The organism is Geobacter sp. FeAm09 (genome assembly GCF_008330225.1).
In the GTDB taxonomy this organism is placed as follows: Bacteria; Desulfobacterota; Desulfuromonadia; order Geobacterales; family Pseudopelobacteraceae; genus Oryzomonas.
Map to the genome: position 1 here is coordinate 144107 of NZ_CP042466.1, position 16394 is coordinate 160500.

At 62.5% G+C, this 16394-nt stretch carries 12 protein-coding genes and 1 pseudogene; 11 read left to right on the top strand and 2 right to left on the bottom strand.

What is annotated here, in order from left to right; translation table 11 throughout:
* The first annotated feature begins 43 nt into the window (after positions 1-43).
* The 7 genes from elbB to FO488_RS00745 all read left to right on the top strand — a co-directional run bounded on the left by elbB (position 44) and on the right by FO488_RS00745 (position 10733).
* Positions 44-697: an isoprenoid biosynthesis glyoxalase ElbB gene (gene elbB / locus FO488_RS00715; protein ID WP_149208770.1), complete on the top strand. Its 654-nt coding sequence runs from the start codon at positions 44-46 to the stop codon at positions 695-697.
* Between the two features lie 127 nt (positions 698-824).
* Complete coding sequence (locus FO488_RS00720) at positions 825-2093, top strand: M48 family metallopeptidase (RefSeq protein WP_149208771.1); 1269 nt, start codon at positions 825-827, stop codon at positions 2091-2093.
* Positions 2094-2219: 126 nt separating this feature from the next.
* Positions 2220-2789, top strand: a complete 570-nt coding sequence (locus tag FO488_RS00725; protein WP_149208772.1) for a TetR/AcrR family transcriptional regulator — start codon at positions 2220-2222, stop codon at positions 2787-2789.
* Positions 2790-3009: 220 nt separating this feature from the next.
* Complete coding sequence (locus FO488_RS00730; protein ID WP_149208773.1) at positions 3010-4218, top strand: efflux RND transporter periplasmic adaptor subunit; 1209 nt, start codon at positions 3010-3012, stop codon at positions 4216-4218.
* Between the two features lie 12 nt (positions 4219-4230).
* The gene (locus tag FO488_RS00735) at positions 4231-7401 is read left to right on the top strand and encodes an efflux RND transporter permease subunit (RefSeq protein ID WP_149208774.1); all 3171 of its coding nucleotides are present in this window, start codon (positions 4231-4233) and stop codon (positions 7399-7401) included.
* A 1-nt stretch (position 7402) separates the two neighbouring features.
* Positions 7403-8833 (top strand): AdeC/AdeK/OprM family multidrug efflux complex outer membrane factor, encoded by a 1431-nt coding sequence (adeC, locus tag FO488_RS00740; protein ID WP_149208775.1) that lies wholly within the window; start codon positions 7403-7405, stop codon positions 8831-8833.
* 190 nt (positions 8834-9023) lie between these two features.
* A complete protein-coding gene (locus FO488_RS00745; protein ID WP_149208776.1) occupies positions 9024-10733 on the top strand; it encodes a glycosyltransferase family 39 protein in 1710 nt (569 codons plus the stop codon).
* Positions 10734-10852: 119 nt separating this feature from the next.
* Here the strand turns inward: FO488_RS00745 and FO488_RS20530 are convergent, their stop codons facing one another.
* Positions 10853-11095 (bottom strand): cupin domain-containing protein, encoded by a 243-nt coding sequence (locus FO488_RS20530; protein WP_370514298.1) that lies wholly within the window; start codon positions 11093-11095, stop codon positions 10853-10855.
* Between the two features lie 110 nt (positions 11096-11205).
* Entirely contained in the window at positions 11206-11454 is a 249-nt protein-coding gene (locus FO488_RS20535; RefSeq protein WP_370514299.1) for a helix-turn-helix domain-containing protein, read from the bottom strand.
* Positions 11455-11647: 193 nt separating this feature from the next.
* On the opposite strand from FO488_RS20535, the gene FO488_RS00755 reads away from it, so the two are divergent.
* From FO488_RS00755 to FO488_RS00770, 4 genes and pseudogenes are all read left to right on the top strand, one after another.
* Positions 11648-13087, top strand: coding sequence for a DegQ family serine endoprotease (locus tag FO488_RS00755; protein ID WP_149208777.1), 1440 nt, complete (start codon positions 11648-11650; stop codon positions 13085-13087).
* A gap of 93 nt (positions 13088-13180) precedes the next feature.
* A complete protein-coding gene (locus FO488_RS00760) occupies positions 13181-13444 on the top strand; it encodes a hypothetical protein (RefSeq protein ID WP_149208778.1) in 264 nt (87 codons plus the stop codon).
* A gap of 94 nt (positions 13445-13538) precedes the next feature.
* Positions 13539-14493, top strand: a pseudogene (locus FO488_RS00765) (RluA family pseudouridine synthase).
* A 270-nt stretch (positions 14494-14763) separates the two neighbouring features.
* Positions 14764-16356, top strand: coding sequence for a methyl-accepting chemotaxis protein (locus FO488_RS00770; RefSeq protein WP_168205820.1), 1593 nt, complete (start codon positions 14764-14766; stop codon positions 16354-16356).
* The last annotated feature ends 38 nt before the right edge of the window (positions 16357-16394 follow it).

Consider the following 16394-nt stretch of genomic DNA (forward strand, 5'->3'; position numbering starts at 1 on the left):
GCCATCAGGCCGTTGAAACCATAATCACGAAGGAGGAAGTGCTATGAAAAAGATCGGTGTGGTGCTTTCGGGATGCGGCGTGCGCGACGGCAGCGAGATCCATGAGGCGGTCTTTGCCCTCCTGGCCATTGACCGGAACGGGGCCGAGGCGGTCTGCATGGCGCCCAATGCCGATTTCCCCGAAACCAATCACCTGACCATGCAGGAAACCGGGAACAAGCGCAACGCGCTGGTGGAGGCCGCCCGCATTGCCCGCGGCAATATCCGCGACATCGGCGAGATACGAGCCGCCGACCTGGACGCCGTGGTCCTTCCCGGCGGGTTCGGGGCGGTCAAGAACCTGTGCGACTTTGCCGCCAAGGGGGCGGGGGCCACGGTCCACCCCGAGGTGGCCCGCCTGCTCCGGGAGATGGCGGCGGCGGGCAAGCCGATCGGCGCCATCTGCATCGCCCCGGCCGTTGTGGCGGCGGTGCTGGGCAAGGACAAGGCGCCGACCCTGACCATCGGCAATGATGCGGGCACTGCTGCAGAGATCGAAAAGACCGGCGCCCGGCACCAGGAGTGCCCGGTCACCGAATTCGTCGTGGACCGCACGAACAGGATCGTGTCCACCCCGGCCTACATGCTGGCCCGGCGTATCTCGGAGACGTACGAGGGGATCGACAAATGCGTCAAGGAAGTGATTGCATTGCTGTGACGATGTGAGATATGGTTCTCCCCCTCTGGAGAAGCCTGCCAGTCCATACTCGACCATATGCAAAGAAGGCACGGGGTACTCTCCGTGCCTTCTTTACGGTCCGGAAACGAAAGAAGGAAGCCCACCGATGAAATTGGCCCTGTTCATCCTGTTCGCCCTGGTCACCGCTTTCACCTACTGGTTGCGTCACATCAACCTGCGTCACCTGAGGCGGTACGGCTCGGCCGTGCCCGAGGGGTTCGAGGGGGATATCGACGGGGACAAACTGCGGGCCAGCACCGCCTATACTCTCGACAGCAGCCGGCTTGGGCTGTGGGAGTCGCTGTTCGACAATGGGCTTGTGCTCCTGTTCCTGTTTGGCGGCCTGATCGTGACGTATGACCGATTGGTCATGGGTTTCGGCGGGGGCGCCATCACCTCGGCCATCCTCTATTTTCTTCTCCTGACCTGGCTCCAGACCCTGCTGGGCATCCCGTTCGACCTGTTCGGCACCTTCCGTATCGAGACCCGTTACGGTTTCAATACGACTACGCCGCGGTTGTGGCTTATGGATTTTTTCAAGTCCCAGGCCATTGGCGCCCTCCTGTTGACCGTGCTGGTCGCCGTGGCCTTCCGGCTGATCCAATGGAGTCCGCACCGCTGGTGGATCTGGGTGTGGGCCTTCATGGCCCTGTTCAGCCTGTTCATGATGTTTATCTCCCCCTATGTGATCGAACCGCTGTTCAACAAGTTCGAGCCGGTCACCGAGGAGGGGTTGGAGGCGGAGATCCGTGCCATGATGGAGAAAGCGGGACTTAGGGTGGGGCGGGTGATGCAGATGGACGCCTCCCGGCGCAGCAGGCATTCCAACGCCTACTTTACCGGCATCGGCAAGGTCAAGCGCATCGTGCTGTTCGACACGCTCATCAAACAGATGACCCACGGCGAGATCGTGGCGGTGCTGGCCCACGAAATCGGCCACTGGAAGAAGGGGCATATCTGGAAACGGCTGGTGACGGCGGAACTGCTGGCCCTTGGCGGGGCATGGATCAGTTTCAGGCTGCTCACCTGGCCCCCCCTGCCCGGCCTCCTGGGGTTTGATGGCGACCTTTCCCTGCCGTCCCGCATGGTCATCGTGGGCTTTATCGGTTCATTGGCGCTGTTCCCCGTGACCCCGCTTTCGGCGTGGCGCTCCCGGTGCCACGAACGGGAAGCTGACCGCTTCGCCACCGACCTGACCGGCCGTCCCCAGGACCTGGCCTCGGCCTTGGTCAAGTTGTCGGCCGAGAATCTCTCCAACCTTTTCCCTCATCCCTGGTATGCCGCGTTCTACTATTCCCATCCGCCGGCCGTGGAACGGGTCCGGACGCTGCGGAACGCAATCCCCGGGGCCGGCAGCGGAGACCGGGCCCCCTGACACGGGGGAGGTCCGGTCTCCGCTGCGGCCGCTCCCGTTGTTTTCTTATGCCCGCACAAAAAAATCTTGACAGGGCGGATTCGGAATCCTATTCTGAATGAGTGATCATTCAGAATGGAGAAAAAAATGTCCTGCAAGCGTGACGACATTTTTAATGCAGCACGAAAGCTCATCGTCGAATGCGGCTTCCATGGGGCCTCGGTATCCCTGATCGCGGACCGGGCCGGGGTCGGCGCCGGCACGATCTATCTCTACTTCAAGAGCAAAGACATCCTCATCAACGAGCTTTACCGGGATATCGAGCAACGGGTGTCGGCCTTCATCCTCAAGAGCTATCCGGAACGGGGCCCCATCAGGGAGCGGTTCATCCATCTCGGGATGCGGCTCATGACGTACTTTATCGCCAATCCCCTCGATTTTCGCTACGGGGAGCAATATTACAACTCTCCCTACGGCATGGCCTATCGGCGGGACAGAATAATGGGCGAGCCGGGCAAGCGTACCATATATAACGAATTGTTCGAACAGGGCATTGCCCAGCAGGTCCTGAAAGACCTGCCGTTCTTTGTCATCGATTCGCTGGCGTTCGGTCCGCTGCTCGCGGTGATGCGCGACCATATCCTCGGGTTTATCGACCTGGACGGGCACCTCATAGAGGAGGTCGTCGCCGCAAGTTGGGATTCCGTACGGCGTTAGCCGTACAGCGGCGGAGCGGTTGCCGCTACGTCGTATTTTTTTTTGCTCCCGGGCTTGAATGAGTGTTCATTCTAAGGGAATTTTAAGGTGATTTCACTATGGTTGCCCCGCAGGGCGTAACCATTCAGGCGCCGCAGGCGTCTGCCGTTGCACGATACAAACAACACGATTCGCCTCAACGCTGTGGTTGAGCCGGAAATTATTCGATCAGAGGTGTTCCATGCAAAACAATGTAAGAATCATGCTGATTACCCTCATGGGGGTTTTGGTTGGCGGGCTGCTGCTGACGGGCTGCGGGAAAAAGCAGGCTGCCGGTGGTGCGGCAGCAGCACAGGCCGCTCCCCCCGAAGTGGGTGTGGTGAACATTCAACCGCAGCATGTTGCCCTGACCACGGAATTGCCGGGGCGTACCGCGGCCACCCTGGTTGCCGAAGTCCGCCCCCAGGTCAACGGGATCATTCAGAAACGGATTTTTACCGAGGGGAGCGATGTCAAGGCCGGCCAGGTACTCTACCAGATCGACCCGGCGACCTATCAGGCGGCCTACGCCAGCGCCAAGGCGGCGCTTGCCAAGGCGGAAGCCAGCCTCGTGAGCGTCCGGCTGAAGGCGGAACGCTATAAGGAACTGGTCAAGATCAAGGCGGTCAGCCAGCAGGACTACGATGACGCCGATGCCGCGCTCAGGCAGGGAGAGGCCGATGTGGCCGCCAACAAGGCCGCGGTGGAAACCGCCCGCATCAATCTGGCCTATACCAAGGTGACGGCCCCCATCTCCGGGCGCATCGGCCGCTCCAGCGTGACCGCCGGGACGCTGGTGACCGCAAATCAGACCACGGCACTGGCCACCGTCCAGCAGTTGAGCACCATGTATGTGGACGTAACCCAGTCCAGCGCCGACCTGCTGCGCCTGAAACAGAGCCTGGCCAGCGGCATCCTGAAAAGCAACACGGCAACCCAGGCCCGGGTCAAACTGATGATGGAGGACGGCAGCGCCTACCCGTTGCCCGGCACCCTGAAATTTTCGGAAGTCACCGTAGACCAGAGCACCGGCTCCGTCACCTTGCGGGCGGTCTTCCCGAACCCGAAACAGACGCTGCTGCCGGGCATGTTTGTCCGCGCCATCCTGGAGGAAGGGATCAACGAAAACGCCATCCTGGTCCCGCAACGCGGCGTGACCCGCAATCAGAAGGGCGAAGCCACGGTCATGGCCGTTGGAGCGGGAGAAAAGGTGGAGCAGCGGGTCATCAAGGTCGCCCGGACCGTCGGCGAGAACTGGCTGGTCAGCGATGGTCTCAAGGCGGGTGACCGCGTCATTCTGGAAGGGCTGCAGAAGGCGCGTCCGGGAACACCGGTCAAGGCCGTTCCCTTCGGCAGCACGCCGGCCGCGGCCCCCGCCGGAGCGCCCCAACCCGCCGCAGCAAAAAAATAAAGGAGATCCTCCATGCCTCGTTTTTTCATCAATCGCCCGATCTTTGCCTGGGTGATCGCCATCATGATCATGCTGGCGGGCCTCCTGGCAATCAAGATGTTGCCGGTCTCCCAGTATCCGCCGATTGCGCCGCCGCAGATCACCATCAACGCCACCTACCCGGGGGCCTCGGCCCAGACGGTGCAGGATACGGTTACCCAGGTCGTCGAACAGAAGCTGAACGGCATCGACAACCTGATCTATATGTCGTCCACCAGCGACTCCGCCGGAGCCGTCGCCATCAACCTGACCTTCAAGGCCGGCACCGACCCGAATATCGCCCAGGTGCAGGTGCAGAACAAGCTGCAACTGGCCACCCCGCTTCTGCCCCAGGTCGTGCAAAAACAGGGGATTTCGGTGGTCAAGTCCACGAGGAACTACCTGATTCTGGTCGGGCTTACCACCGAGGACGGCTCCATGGACCGCTACGCCCTGACCGACTACCTGGTGTCCAATGTGCAGGATATCGTCAGCCGGCTCGAGGGGGTGGGTGAATTGCAGGTGTTCGGTTCCCAGAACGCCATGCGCATCTGGCTGAACCCGGCCAAGCTGAACAACTACAAGCTGACCTCCACTGATGTGAGCAACGCGGTCACGGCCCAGAACGCCCAGGTTTCGGCCGGGCAGTTCGGCGGCACCCCCTCCGTGCAGGGGCAGCAGTTGAACGCCACCATCACCGCCCGGACCCTGCTCCAGACCCCGGAGCAGTTCGGGGAGATCATCCTGCGCACCAACAGCGACGGTTCCACGGTCAAGCTGAAGGACGTGGCCGAGTGCAAGATCGGCACGGAAAGCTATGATATCAACGGTTTCTACAAAGGAAAGCCGGTAGGCATGATGGCCATCAGGCTGGCCGCCGGCGCCAACGCGCTGGACACGGCCACCCGCATCAAGACGAAGATGGAGGAGCTGTCCAAGTTTTTCCCCGCCGGCGTCAAGGTGGTGTACCCTTACGACACCACCCCCTTTGTGAAGATTTCCATCGAAGAGGTGGTCAAGACCCTGGTTGAAGCGGTCTTCCTGGTCTTCGTCATCATGTTCATCTTCCTGCAGAACATCCGGGCGACGCTGATCCCCACCATCGCGGTGCCGGTAGTGCTCCTGGGTACCTTCGGGGTGCTGGCGGTCTGCGGTTTCTCCATCAACACCCTCACCATGTTCGCCCTGGTCATTGTCATCGGCCTTCTGGTGGACGACGCCATCGTCGTGGTCGAGAACGTGGAACGCATCATGAGCGAAGAGGGGTTGTCTCCCAAGGAGGCGACCATCAAGTCCATGGGGCAGATCACCGGCGCCCTCTGGGGGATCGTCACCGTGCTGACGGCGGTCTTTACGCCCATGGCCTTTTTCGGCGGCTCCACCGGCGTCATCTACCGCCAGTTCTCCATTACCATCGTCTCCGCCATGCTCCTCTCGGTGCTGCTGGCCATGACCCTCACCCCGGCCCTCTGCGCCACCCTGCTCAAGCCGGTGGCGAAGGGACATAGCGCGGGCGAATCCGGCTGGTTCAAGGGGTTCTTCCGCCTGTTCAACAGCTGGTTTGACCGCCGCAGGGAACAGTACGAGGGGATCGTGGGCCGCTCCTTCGGCAAGCCGGTGCGCTATCTGCTGGTGTACGGTGCGATCGTCGCCTGCATGGTCGTCCTCTTCCTGCGCCTGCCGACCGCCTTCCTGCCGGATGAGGACCAGGGGTTCATCATCTGCCAGATTCAGTTGCCGGCGGGTGCTACGGAGGAGCGGACCATCCAGGTCATACGGCAGATCGAAAAGCACTTCAATGACGTAGAACAGAAGACGGTGGAGTCGGTGGTTACGGTGGCGGGCATCAGCTTTGCCGGCCGCGGCCAGAATATGGGACTTGCCTTCGTGAAGCTCAAGGACTGGAAGCTCCGTCAGTCCCCCGACCTGAAGGCGCCGGCCATTGCGGGGCGGGCCATGGGGGCCTTCTCCCAGATCAAGGACGGCCTGGCGTTTGCCATCTCCCCTCCCGCGGTTATCGAGCTGGGACAGGCCAACGGTTTCGACTTCATGCTCCAGGACCGTAGCGGGGTGGGCCACGAAAAGCTGATGGAGGCCCGGAACCAGCTTTTGGGCATGGCCGCGAAGAACCCGAAACTGGTCGCGGTGCGCCCCAACGGCCAGGACGACTCCCCCCAGTTCAAGCTGGATATCGACGACGTGCGGGCCGGGGCCCTGGGGATTGCCCTCACCGATGTGAACAGCGTGCTGTCCACCGCCTGGGGTAGTTCCTACGTGAACGATTTCATTGAAAACGGGCGGGTCAAGAAGGTCTACCTCCAGTCCGATGCCAGATACCGCATGGTGCCCGAGGACATCAACACCTGGTATGTCACCAACAAAAACGGCGAGATGGTGCCCTTCTCGGCCTTCGCCACCGCCCGCTGGCAGTACGGTTCGCCACGCCTGGAACGGTATAACGGTATTTCCTCCGTGGAGATCCAGGGGAACGCCGCGACCGGGGTGAGCACGGGGACGGCAATGGCCGAGATGGAGAAGATGGCCGCCAAGCTGCCTCCGGGGATCGGCTATGAGTGGACCGGCCTCTCCTACGAGGAGAAGCAGGCGGGTGCCCAGGCGCCGGCGCTTTACGCCATCTCGCTGCTCGTGGTGTTCCTCAGCGTGGCGGCACTGTATGAAAGCTGGACCATCCCGTTCGTCAACCTGCTGATGCTGCCGCTCGGCCTGGTGGGTGCGGTGACGGCGGTCAGCCTGCGGGTGCTCCCCAACGACATCTATCTCCAGATCGGCCTGCTCACCACCGTGGGGCTTTCCACGAAGAACGCCATCCTGATCATCCAGTTCATCAAGAGCGAGATGCACCAGGGGCTGGGATTGGTCGAGGCCACCCTGGCGGCGGTGAAGATCCGGCTCAGGCCGGTCCTCATGACGTCACTGGCGTTCTTTTTCGGCACCCTGCCGCTGGCCCTCACCAAGGGGGCGGGAGCCGGGGCCCAGAACGCCATCGGCACCGCCGTCACCGGCGGGCTTCTTTCGGCAACCTTCATCGACCTGATCTTTATTCCGTTTTTCTTTGTCCTGGTTTCCCGCCTGTTCGGGAAGAAGCAGTACCACCTCCCCTCCCCAGAACCGGACGTTGCCGCCAAACCTTCGGAGGTGAACTGATATGAGAGAGAGCAACTACACAACGACCGTACGCTGCCTTGCTGTGGGACTGTTCCTCGGCCTGGCCGGCTGCTCGACCATGGCGCCCACCTACACGCGTCCCGAATCTCCCGCCCCGGCCGCCTGGCCGAGCGGCCCGGCCTACAAGAACAACGAGGCCAAGCCGGGCGAGCGGGCGGCTGCCGACATCCCCTGGAAGGATTTTTTCCAGGACGGCAACCTGCGGAAGGTCATCGACCTGACCCTGGCCAATAACCGCGACCTGCGGGTGGCCACGCTCACCATCGAGAAGTACCAGGCCATGTACCAGATCCAGCGGGCCGAACTGTTTCCCACGGTCAACGCCTCCGGCAGCGGGACGGTCCAGCGCTACCCGGCCAGCGTTTCCAGCAGCGGCAATGCCTATATTGCCCGCTCCTACAGCGCCAACCTGGGCTTCAGCTCCTATGAACTGGACTTCTTCGGCCGGGTGCGGAGCCTCAAGGACCAGGCGCTGGAGCAATTCCTGGCCACGGAACAGGCGCGGATCAGTACCCAGATCTCCCTGGTGGCCCAGGTCGCCACCAGCTACCTGACCCTGGCCGCGGACCGGGAGCGCCTGCAACTGGCCAAGGATACGCTCGCCAGCCAACAGGCTTCCTACGACCTGACCAAGCGTCGCTACGAACTGGGGGCCTCTTCGGAACTCGACCTGCGCCAGGCCCAGACCAGCGTCGATACGGCGCGGGGGGATATCGCGAAGTATACCAGCCAGGTGGCCCAGGACGAGAACGGCCTGACCCTGCTGGTCGGTTCGCCGGTCCCGGCGGAATTGCTCCCCGCAAAGCTCGGCACGACGGCCATGGTGAAGGAAATCGGCCCGGGGGTCCCCTCCGAGGTGCTGCAACGCCGTCCCGACATCCTCCAGGCCGAGAGCCTGCTCAAGGGGGCCAACGCCAACATCGGGGCTGCCCGCGCCGCCTTTTTCCCGCGCATCTCCCTGACCGCCTCCGCCGGCACCACCAGCGACCAGCTTGCCAACCTCTTCGCACCCGGTTCGGCCGCCTGGGCGTTTGCTCCCCAGATATCCCTGCCGATCTTCGATGGCGGGGCAAACCGCGCCAATCTGAACGTGGCTAAGGTGGACCGGGATATTTACGTGGCCCAGTATGAAAAGGCGATCCAGACCGCGTTCAAGGAGGTGGCCGACGCCCTTGCGGAGCGCGGGACCCTGGGCGACCAATTGGCGGCCCAGCAGTCGCTGGTCGAGGCCACTACCGTGAGTTACAACCTGTCCGATGCGCGTTACCGCAACGGGGTCGAAAACTATCTGAGTGTGTTGGATTCCCAGCGCTCCCTGTACTCGGCCCAGCAAAACCTGATCAGCGTGAGCCTTTCGCGGCTGACCAACCTGGTGACGCTCTACAAGGTGCTTGGCGGCGGGGGGATGTAGCAGCCGCGCCCCGCTTCTCCGGCAGCAAGCCGAATGGGCCGGGAACGGGGTACCGGGGACGGACCATGCAACCTCGCAAAGATGTGATATATACATAAAGTAGTGTGAAAAAAACGACAGTGTCCGGCCGGCAATTGCAGAGAAGCAGTTTGCCAGTGCCGGGCACTGTTGCCGTACCAGGGGCGTTGTCATGAAAGATCTCAAGGCCTATTTCTTCCCCCGCCACTATCCGGCACTGCGCGACATACTGATACTGGTGATCCTGTTCGGCGGGGCCTTCTTCCTCTTTCTCGGCAACGCCGGACTGATCGAGCCGGACGAGGGGCGTTACGCGGAAATCCCCCGCGAGATGCTGGAACGGGGCGATTTCGTCACCCCGACGCTCAATTATGTCGCCTATTTCGAAAAACCGCCCCTGCACTACTGGCTGAACGCCATCTCTTTCAAGCTCTTCGGGCTCAACGAATTTGCCGCCCGGTTTGCCGGTACGCTGGCGGGGCTTTTGACCGTGCTGCTGGTCTACCACACCGGCCGCAAACTGTTCGGCAGGCGCGAGGGGGTGTTCTCCGCCTTCATCCTGGGCACCTCCACCGGGTTCGTCGCCCAGTCCCGCATCAATCTGACCGACATGACGTTGACCTTGTGCCTGTCGGCGGCCCTCTGCTGCTTTATCCTCGCCGCCGATGACCGGGAACGGCACAAAGGGCGCTACTACTATGCGATGTACCTTTTCTCGGCCCTTGCCGTGCTCGCCAAGGGGGTGGTCGGCCTGTTCTTCCCCGCGGGCATCATCGCCGTCTACCTCGCAACGACCCGCCGCTGGCATCTGCTGAAGGAGATGCGCCTTGCCGGCGGCTGTACGCTCTTCCTGGCGGTGGCGGCCCCCTGGTTCGTGCTGGTCTCCCTGCGCAATCCGGAATTCGCCCGCTTCTTCTTCATCCACGAGCACCTGGAGCGCTTCCTCACCACGGCCCACGGCCGTTATCAACCGTTCTGGTTCTTTGTCCCCATCCTGCTTTTGACCATGTTCCCCTGGTCGTTATACGGCGTGCGGGCCATTGCGCGGGCGTGGGCCGAACGGCGCAGCCCAAACGGGGAACGTCTGTCGTTCCTGCTCGCCTGGGCCGTTTTCGTCTTCCTCTTTTTCTCCGCGTCCCACTCCAAGCTGATCCCCTATATCCTCCCCATGTTCCCCCCCCTGGCGCTGCTGACCGGAAAGATGTTCTCCGACCTTGTGGAGCGGGAGGAACAGCGGGCATTGGGGCGGGAAAAGGTCTTCCTGGGGGTGCTCCTGGCCGTGATGACCGTAGCGGCCCTCATCTATCCCCACGTGCGGGAGCTTGCCCCGGTCCTGACCGGGGCCGGGCTGGTGCGGCCCGGCGCTTCGCTTGTGACGAAACCGCCGATCCTGTCGCCGGTGGGGGGCGTTGTCGTCGCCTGCCTGTCGTTGCTCATGGCGGCGGCGGTGTGGCTGGCCGGCCGGAAAAGGGACCTGCTGATCCTCTTCGCCGGGCTCTGCCTCAGTTCATACTTTCTTGAAACCATGGGGCTGCAACTGTTCCTGGAGAGGATCGAGCTCAAGAAGTCGTCGAAAGAGCTGGCCCTTTTGGGGCGGCAGGCCACCTCCCGGGGGGGCAGCCTGGTTTCGTTCGGCTACGAGCAGTCGCTGCCGTTTTATGCCGAAAAGCGGGTGGTGGTCGTGGGGGGAAGGGTGAGCTGGAGTTCGGGAGCAGGCAGGGCGACCAGTCGGCCTGGTTTGTGGAGGATGTGGATTTCCTGCGGCTGTGGCAGGGGGAGCGGCCGGTTGCCGCACTGCTCAAGCGGGCCGACTACGAGCGGATTGCCCCCCGGCTCGTCCCTGCGCCCGCCGTTCTGGGCACCAAGGGCAAAAAGATGCTGATCTGCAACCGGAGCGCAGCAACGGTCTCGGAGGGTGCGCAGAGCGCCTCCGGGGAGCGGCGGGCGGCCGACGACTAGGAAGCGGGGGCGGGCGGCGATGCGTCCTCCTCCGTCCCGGCGTCAATCCTTGGTATAGAGCACCGCCACCGCCTTGGCTTTTTCCTCGCCCACGGCCACCCAGCCGTGGGGCTGGCTGGAGTCGTAATAGATGCTGTCGCCGGCGCGCAGGCGGATGATCTCGTTGTTGTAGTGGAGGTCCAGTTCCCCTGCCACGATGTAGAGAAACTCCTCATCCCCCTCGTGCTTGAAGAAGAGCCGTTCGTCCCAGGGGCAGGTATCGAACTCCACCACAAAGGGTTCCATATGCTTGTGCCGCATCCCCTGGGCCAGGGAATGGTAGACATAGGGGCGTGAAACATCGTTGACGACCGGCCGCTGAACCGCTTCGAACTCCCGGAGCGTCTCCCGTCTGGTCAGGACGTATTTCTGGCGGTTGCTCTCGTCCTCGAAGAAGAAATGGATGCCGACCTTGAGTCCTTTGGCGATCTTGAGCAGCGTTGCCAGGGGGGGACGACCTGCTCGTTTTCGATCTGGGACAGAAGCGGCTTGGAGAGGGTGGTCAGGTCGGACAACTCCTGGAGGGTAAGCCGTTTCTGCTGCCTGAGTCCCCTGATCTTCTGGCCGATGCGGAATTCCTTGATCTGTTCCTTGATGTCGGTCATGTGCCCCTCCGAATGTTTGGGTGTATGAAATTATTTTTACACAAAACCCGTACTGTTTACAATAACATTATTATATCAGGTAAAACATGGAGTGAGGGCACTCCTGCCGCCCTTGAATTCCGTTGACATACGACTTATACTTGAACAATAGTTTTTAAGCCGAATCCAATGAGGGAGTGCATACGAGAGCCCTATGAAACTGAAAACCTGTTCCCACGTAGTGCTGTCCGCCGTCATCGGTGCGCTGTTTCTCGGCGGCCTGGCGGCCTGCAGCGGCAAGAGCGATTCACCCCTGTTCCTCGAATCGAAACGCAAGGCGGGCGAGGCGGAGGCGCCGGTCAAGGATGTCCCCGCGGATATCCTCTCCACCCAGAAGGCCTTCAGCACGGTGGCCAAGAAGGTTACCCCTTCCGTGGTCAACATCTCCACCATCAGCAAGAAGAAGGTGCAGCCGTTCTTCCAGATGTCGCCCTTTTTCGACGACTTCTTCGGGGATGGCGCACAACCCCAGTACCGCCGCGACAAGAGCCTGGGGTCCGGGTTCATCATCAGCAAGGATGGCTACATCGTGACCAATGACCATGTGGTGCGCGATGCCGAGTCGGTCCAGGTCAAGCTTTCCAACGACAAGGTCTACGATGCCAAGGTCGTCGGTGGGGATCAGAAGACCGACATTGCCGTGATCAAGATCAATGCCACCGACCTGCCCACCGCGGTTTTGGGCGATTCCGACAAGCTTGAGGTCGGCCAGTGGGCCATCGCCATCGGCAACCCCTTCGGCCTGGACCGGACCATGACGGTCGGCGTCATTTCCGCTACGGGACGGTCCAACGTGGGCATCGAAACCTACGAAAATTTCATCCAGACCGACGCCTCCATCAACCCGGGCAATTCAGGCGGACCGCTGCTCAACATCTACGGTGAGGTCATCGGCATCAACACCGCCATCGTGGCCGCCGGGCAGGGGATCGGTTTCGCCATCCCCGCGAACATGGCCAAGCCGATCTTCAGCCAGCTTATCCAGAAGGGGAATGTGAGCCGCGGCTGGATGGGGGTGACGATCCAGCCGGTCACCGAAGAACTGGCCAAGTCCTTCGGCCTGAAGCAGACCAGGGGAGCCCTGATCAACGACATCATGAAGGGGAGCCCGGCGGAGAAGGCCGGCATTCGGCAGGGAGACGTGATCGTCGCCTTTGGCGGCACCGACGTCAAGGACCCGTCGCACCTGCAGCGCCTGGTGGCCGAGTCCGGGATCGGCAAGCCGGTCAAGGTGACGGTCTTCAGGGACGGCAAGGCGCTGGAGGTGACCATGACCCTGACCAGTTCCGACATGGCGGCCAAGCAGCGCCGCGGAACGGGCGGCGAATCCCAGGGGCGGGGCGATCTGCTCGGCCTTGCGGTGGACGACTCGGAGGAGGGTGACGGTGCGGTGGTCGTTGACGTGGCCCGGGGCGGGGCGGCCGCCGAGGCCGGCATGCGGCGCGGCGACGTGATCATCTCCGTCAACCGCACGAGGGTGACGGGCAGTGCCGATTACCAGCGCGCCATCCGGCAGGTGCGGCCGGGGAGCACCCTGACCATCCTGGTGCGGCGCGGCGACGCCAACATCTACTTTGCCTTGCGCCCAAGGTAGCGGCGCTGGTATAGTCTGTCATGTTTCTGGAGTTTTGTTCCGATGTGTGGGAGTATGAGCATATAAATTTCGACAAACGGGGAAAGAACGCTCATGAACATGATTGACAATCCCGATCAGGCCAAGCGGCTGGCACGGGCCATCATCTCCGATGTGGCCATGTACAACAGCGAAAAGGTGGAGAGCGGCATCAAGAACGACAATATCTTCGATGTCCTCCGGGAGGAGCTGGAAGAGGGGCGCCAGCATTTCTTTTCCCGGGTCTCCCCCGAACTCGGCCCCGAAGGGATCTACGACATCGCCGTGGTGGACGTGCTCATCAAGCGGGCCGGCAAGATCGAGTCGAACATCTGGTAGGCTCCCGGCCACGGCAGCGGTTCTTTTCCGGAGGCGCGCCCCTGTTCAGGGGATGCGCCTCTGCTTTTTTGACACCCAGGGAGTGCAAACGCTTATGAATCAGACCATCATCATCTGTCCGCCGGACACGGAGCCCCTGCGGCTCGACCTCTACATCTGCCGGGAGTTGGGGGGGAGACCCGCGCCACGGTCCAGCGCCTGATCGAGGCGGGCAATGTGCTGGTTGACGGCAGGACGGCCCGGCCGTCCCTGAAACTCAAGGGGGGGGAGCGTATCCAGGTGGAGATCCCGCCGCCCCAGCCCGCCGAGCCGCAGCCCGAGGCGATCCCGCTGGAGGTGCTCTACGAGGATGCCGATCTGATCGTCATCAACAAGGCAGCCGGGATGGTGGTGCACCCGGGGGCGGGCAACAGCACCGGGACCCTGGTGAACGCGCTCTTGGCCCACTGCCGCGACCTGTCGGGCATCGGCGGCGAACTGCGTCCCGGCATCGTCCATCGTCTGGACAAGGATACCTCGGGGGTGCTGGTGGCCGCCAAGAACGACCGCGCCCACCAGGCGCTTTCCAACCAGTTCAGCGTCCATTCCGTCAAGCGCATCTACCAGGCCCTGATCTACGGGAGCCCCAAGGAGGATACGGGCAAGATCGAGGGGATCATCGGCCGCCATCCCACCGAGCGGGTGCGCCTGTCGGGCAAGGCCAAGAGCGGCAGGCACGCGGTGACCCGCTGGCGGGTGAAGGAGCGCTACGCCCGCGTATCCCTGGTGGAGCTGCGCCTGGAGACCGGACGCACCCACCAGATCAGGGTCCACCTTTCCGAGGCCGGCTTTCCCCTCCTGGGGACCCGCTCTATTCCGACGGGGGACGCTTCAACAACCTCGCCGATGCGCAACTGCGCAAATTGATCACGGCCCTGGGACGCCAGGCGCTGCACGCCCATACCCTGGGGTTCATCCACCCCGCCACGGGCGACTATCTGGAGTTCACCACCGAACCGCCTGAGGACATGGCGGCGGTGATCGACTATCTCCGCAAGAGTTCCGCCTGAGGGGACTCCCCTTCGCGGCATCCCCCTGGCGTCGACTCCGTGCGACGCCATTTTTCATGTAACGCGCCCCCATTTTTATCGTCCCCGCCCATTGCGCCACGGTATTTCCCCCGGGACGCCCCCTTCACCAAACGGCAACGACCATTCATGCGCGAAAACATGCCGCTCGGGCGGCGTATACGGCCATTCGGCATATTTTTATTATGGGGTCGCCCCGGCCGGATTACATTTGTGCCCACACCGAACAGGTGGCAATCATCAGGAGGTTTCATGACGGTAGCAAACAAGCTTTTGTTTCTCATGGTGGGCAGTCTGGCGGTACTGGTTTTTGTCGCGGCGCTCTCCTGGTCAACGGCCAGTTTCATAGAGGGGAGCTACGATGAAATGTTCCGCAGCGATTATCGTCAGGCCCAACTCTCCATGGATGCGCTGGACCGCATGGGCATGGCGATGCGGGCTTACAAGAATTATCTGATCCGGGGCAAGGCCAAGCACGTGGAGGAGTTCCGGGCGGAAACCGGAGCCATCGAGAACGATCTCAAGGAGTTCCTCAAGCTTTCGGATGAAGATGACCGGAAAGGCGCGGAGCAGGCGTTGCAGCTCCTTGGCGGCTACCGGGCCAGCATGGACAAGCTGGTCGGCCTCCGGGAGGCCAACGCGAACGCCACCGAGGTTGACACGCAACTGGGGCATGGCTTCGACATGGAGGTGCGAAAGGCGCTGGTCGTCTTGGCGGACACCAACAAGAAGGCCATGGAGAAGACGCGCGAAACGGTGCGGGCGCGGGCGCAGCAGCGGGTCTACGTACAGATGGCATGCGCGGGCGGCGCGGCCGTTGTTCTTCTGGTCTTCAGCACGCTGCTGGGGCGGGGGATCAGGAAGGGCCTCGCCGATTTTTCGGCAGTCATAGACCGGGTCGCCGATAACGACCTTACGGTACAAGCGGCGGTGAACGACCGCGACGAGTTTGGTCAGATGGGCATCCGGCTGAACGCCATGCTCGGCGGTCTGCGCAGGATCATCCACTCCATGAATGAAAGCGCCCTCCAGGTTTCCGCCGCTTCGTCCCAGCTTTCGGCGAGTTCGGTGCGGATCGCCACGGGTGCCGAAGAGGTCGCGGCCCAGGCCAATGCCGTGGCTACCGCCAGCGAGGAGATGGCCGCCACCAGCGGCGAGATCGCCCAGAACTGCGGCCGCGTGGCGGATGGCGCCCGCCAGGCCAGCGACTCTGCGCGGGATGGCGTCCAGGTGGTGGAGTCGACCATCTGCGGCATGAGCCGTATCAGCGACAAGGTCTCCGAATCGGCGCGCACGGTGGAGGCGCTGGGAAAACGCTCCGACCAGATAGGTGAAATCGTCAGCACCATCGAGGATATCGCCGATCAGACCAATCTGCTGGCCCTGAACGCCGCCATCGAGGCGGCCCGCGCCGGCGAGCAGGGGCGTGGCTTCGCCGTTGTGGCCGACGAGGTGCGGGCGCTTGCCGAACGCACCACCAAGGCTACCCGCGAGATCGGCGAGATGATCAAGGCCATCCAGGTGGAAACCCGCGGTGCCGTTGCCATAATGGAAGAAGGGGTGCGTGAGGTTGAGCGGGGAAGCGAGGGGGCGGCCAGTTCCGGACAGGCCCTGCATGTGATCCTCGACAAGATCAGCGAGGTAGCCATGGAGGTGAACCAGATCGCCACGGCCGCGGAGCAGCAGACGGCCACCACCCATGAGATTGCCGGCAATATCCAGCAAATGGGCCATGTGGTGGACGACACCGCCCACGGCGCCCAGGAGTCGGCCCAGGCCGCGGCGAATCTCGCCCGCCTGGCGGCAACACTGCAGGAGGAGGTCCGAAGGTTCCGCCTTGCCTAGAACGTGTGGAGTACAATGAGGATAACAACGAGGCCCGC

Bases quoted from the DNA above. Each gene is read 5' to 3' on its own strand.
- elbB (WP_149208770.1), top strand. From the start codon at position 44: ATGAAAAAGATCGGTGTGGTGCTTTCGGGATGCGGCGTGCGCGACGGC.
- FO488_RS20530 (WP_370514298.1), bottom strand. From the start codon at position 11,095: ATGGAACCCTTTGTGGTGGAGTTCGATACCTGCCCCTGGGACGAACGG.
- FO488_RS20535 (WP_370514299.1), bottom strand. From the start codon at position 11,454: ATGACCGACATCAAGGAACAGATCAAGGAATTCCGCATCGGCCAGAAG.
- FO488_RS00735 (WP_149208774.1), top strand. From the start codon at position 4,231: ATGCCTCGTTTTTTCATCAATCGCCCGATCTTTGCCTGGGTGATCGCC.
- FO488_RS00730 (WP_149208773.1), top strand. From the start codon at position 3,010: ATGCAAAACAATGTAAGAATCATGCTGATTACCCTCATGGGGGTTTTG.
- FO488_RS00720 (WP_149208771.1), top strand. From the start codon at position 825: ATGAAATTGGCCCTGTTCATCCTGTTCGCCCTGGTCACCGCTTTCACC.
- FO488_RS00725 (WP_149208772.1), top strand. From the start codon at position 2,220: ATGTCCTGCAAGCGTGACGACATTTTTAATGCAGCACGAAAGCTCATC.
- FO488_RS00745 (WP_149208776.1), top strand. From the start codon at position 9,024: ATGAAAGATCTCAAGGCCTATTTCTTCCCCCGCCACTATCCGGCACTG.
- FO488_RS00755 (WP_149208777.1), top strand. From the start codon at position 11,648: ATGAAACTGAAAACCTGTTCCCACGTAGTGCTGTCCGCCGTCATCGGT.
- adeC (WP_149208775.1), top strand. From the start codon at position 7,403: ATGAGAGAGAGCAACTACACAACGACCGTACGCTGCCTTGCTGTGGGA.
- FO488_RS00760 (WP_149208778.1), top strand. From the start codon at position 13,181: ATGAACATGATTGACAATCCCGATCAGGCCAAGCGGCTGGCACGGGCC.
- FO488_RS00770 (WP_168205820.1), top strand. From the start codon at position 14,764: ATGACGGTAGCAAACAAGCTTTTGTTTCTCATGGTGGGCAGTCTGGCG.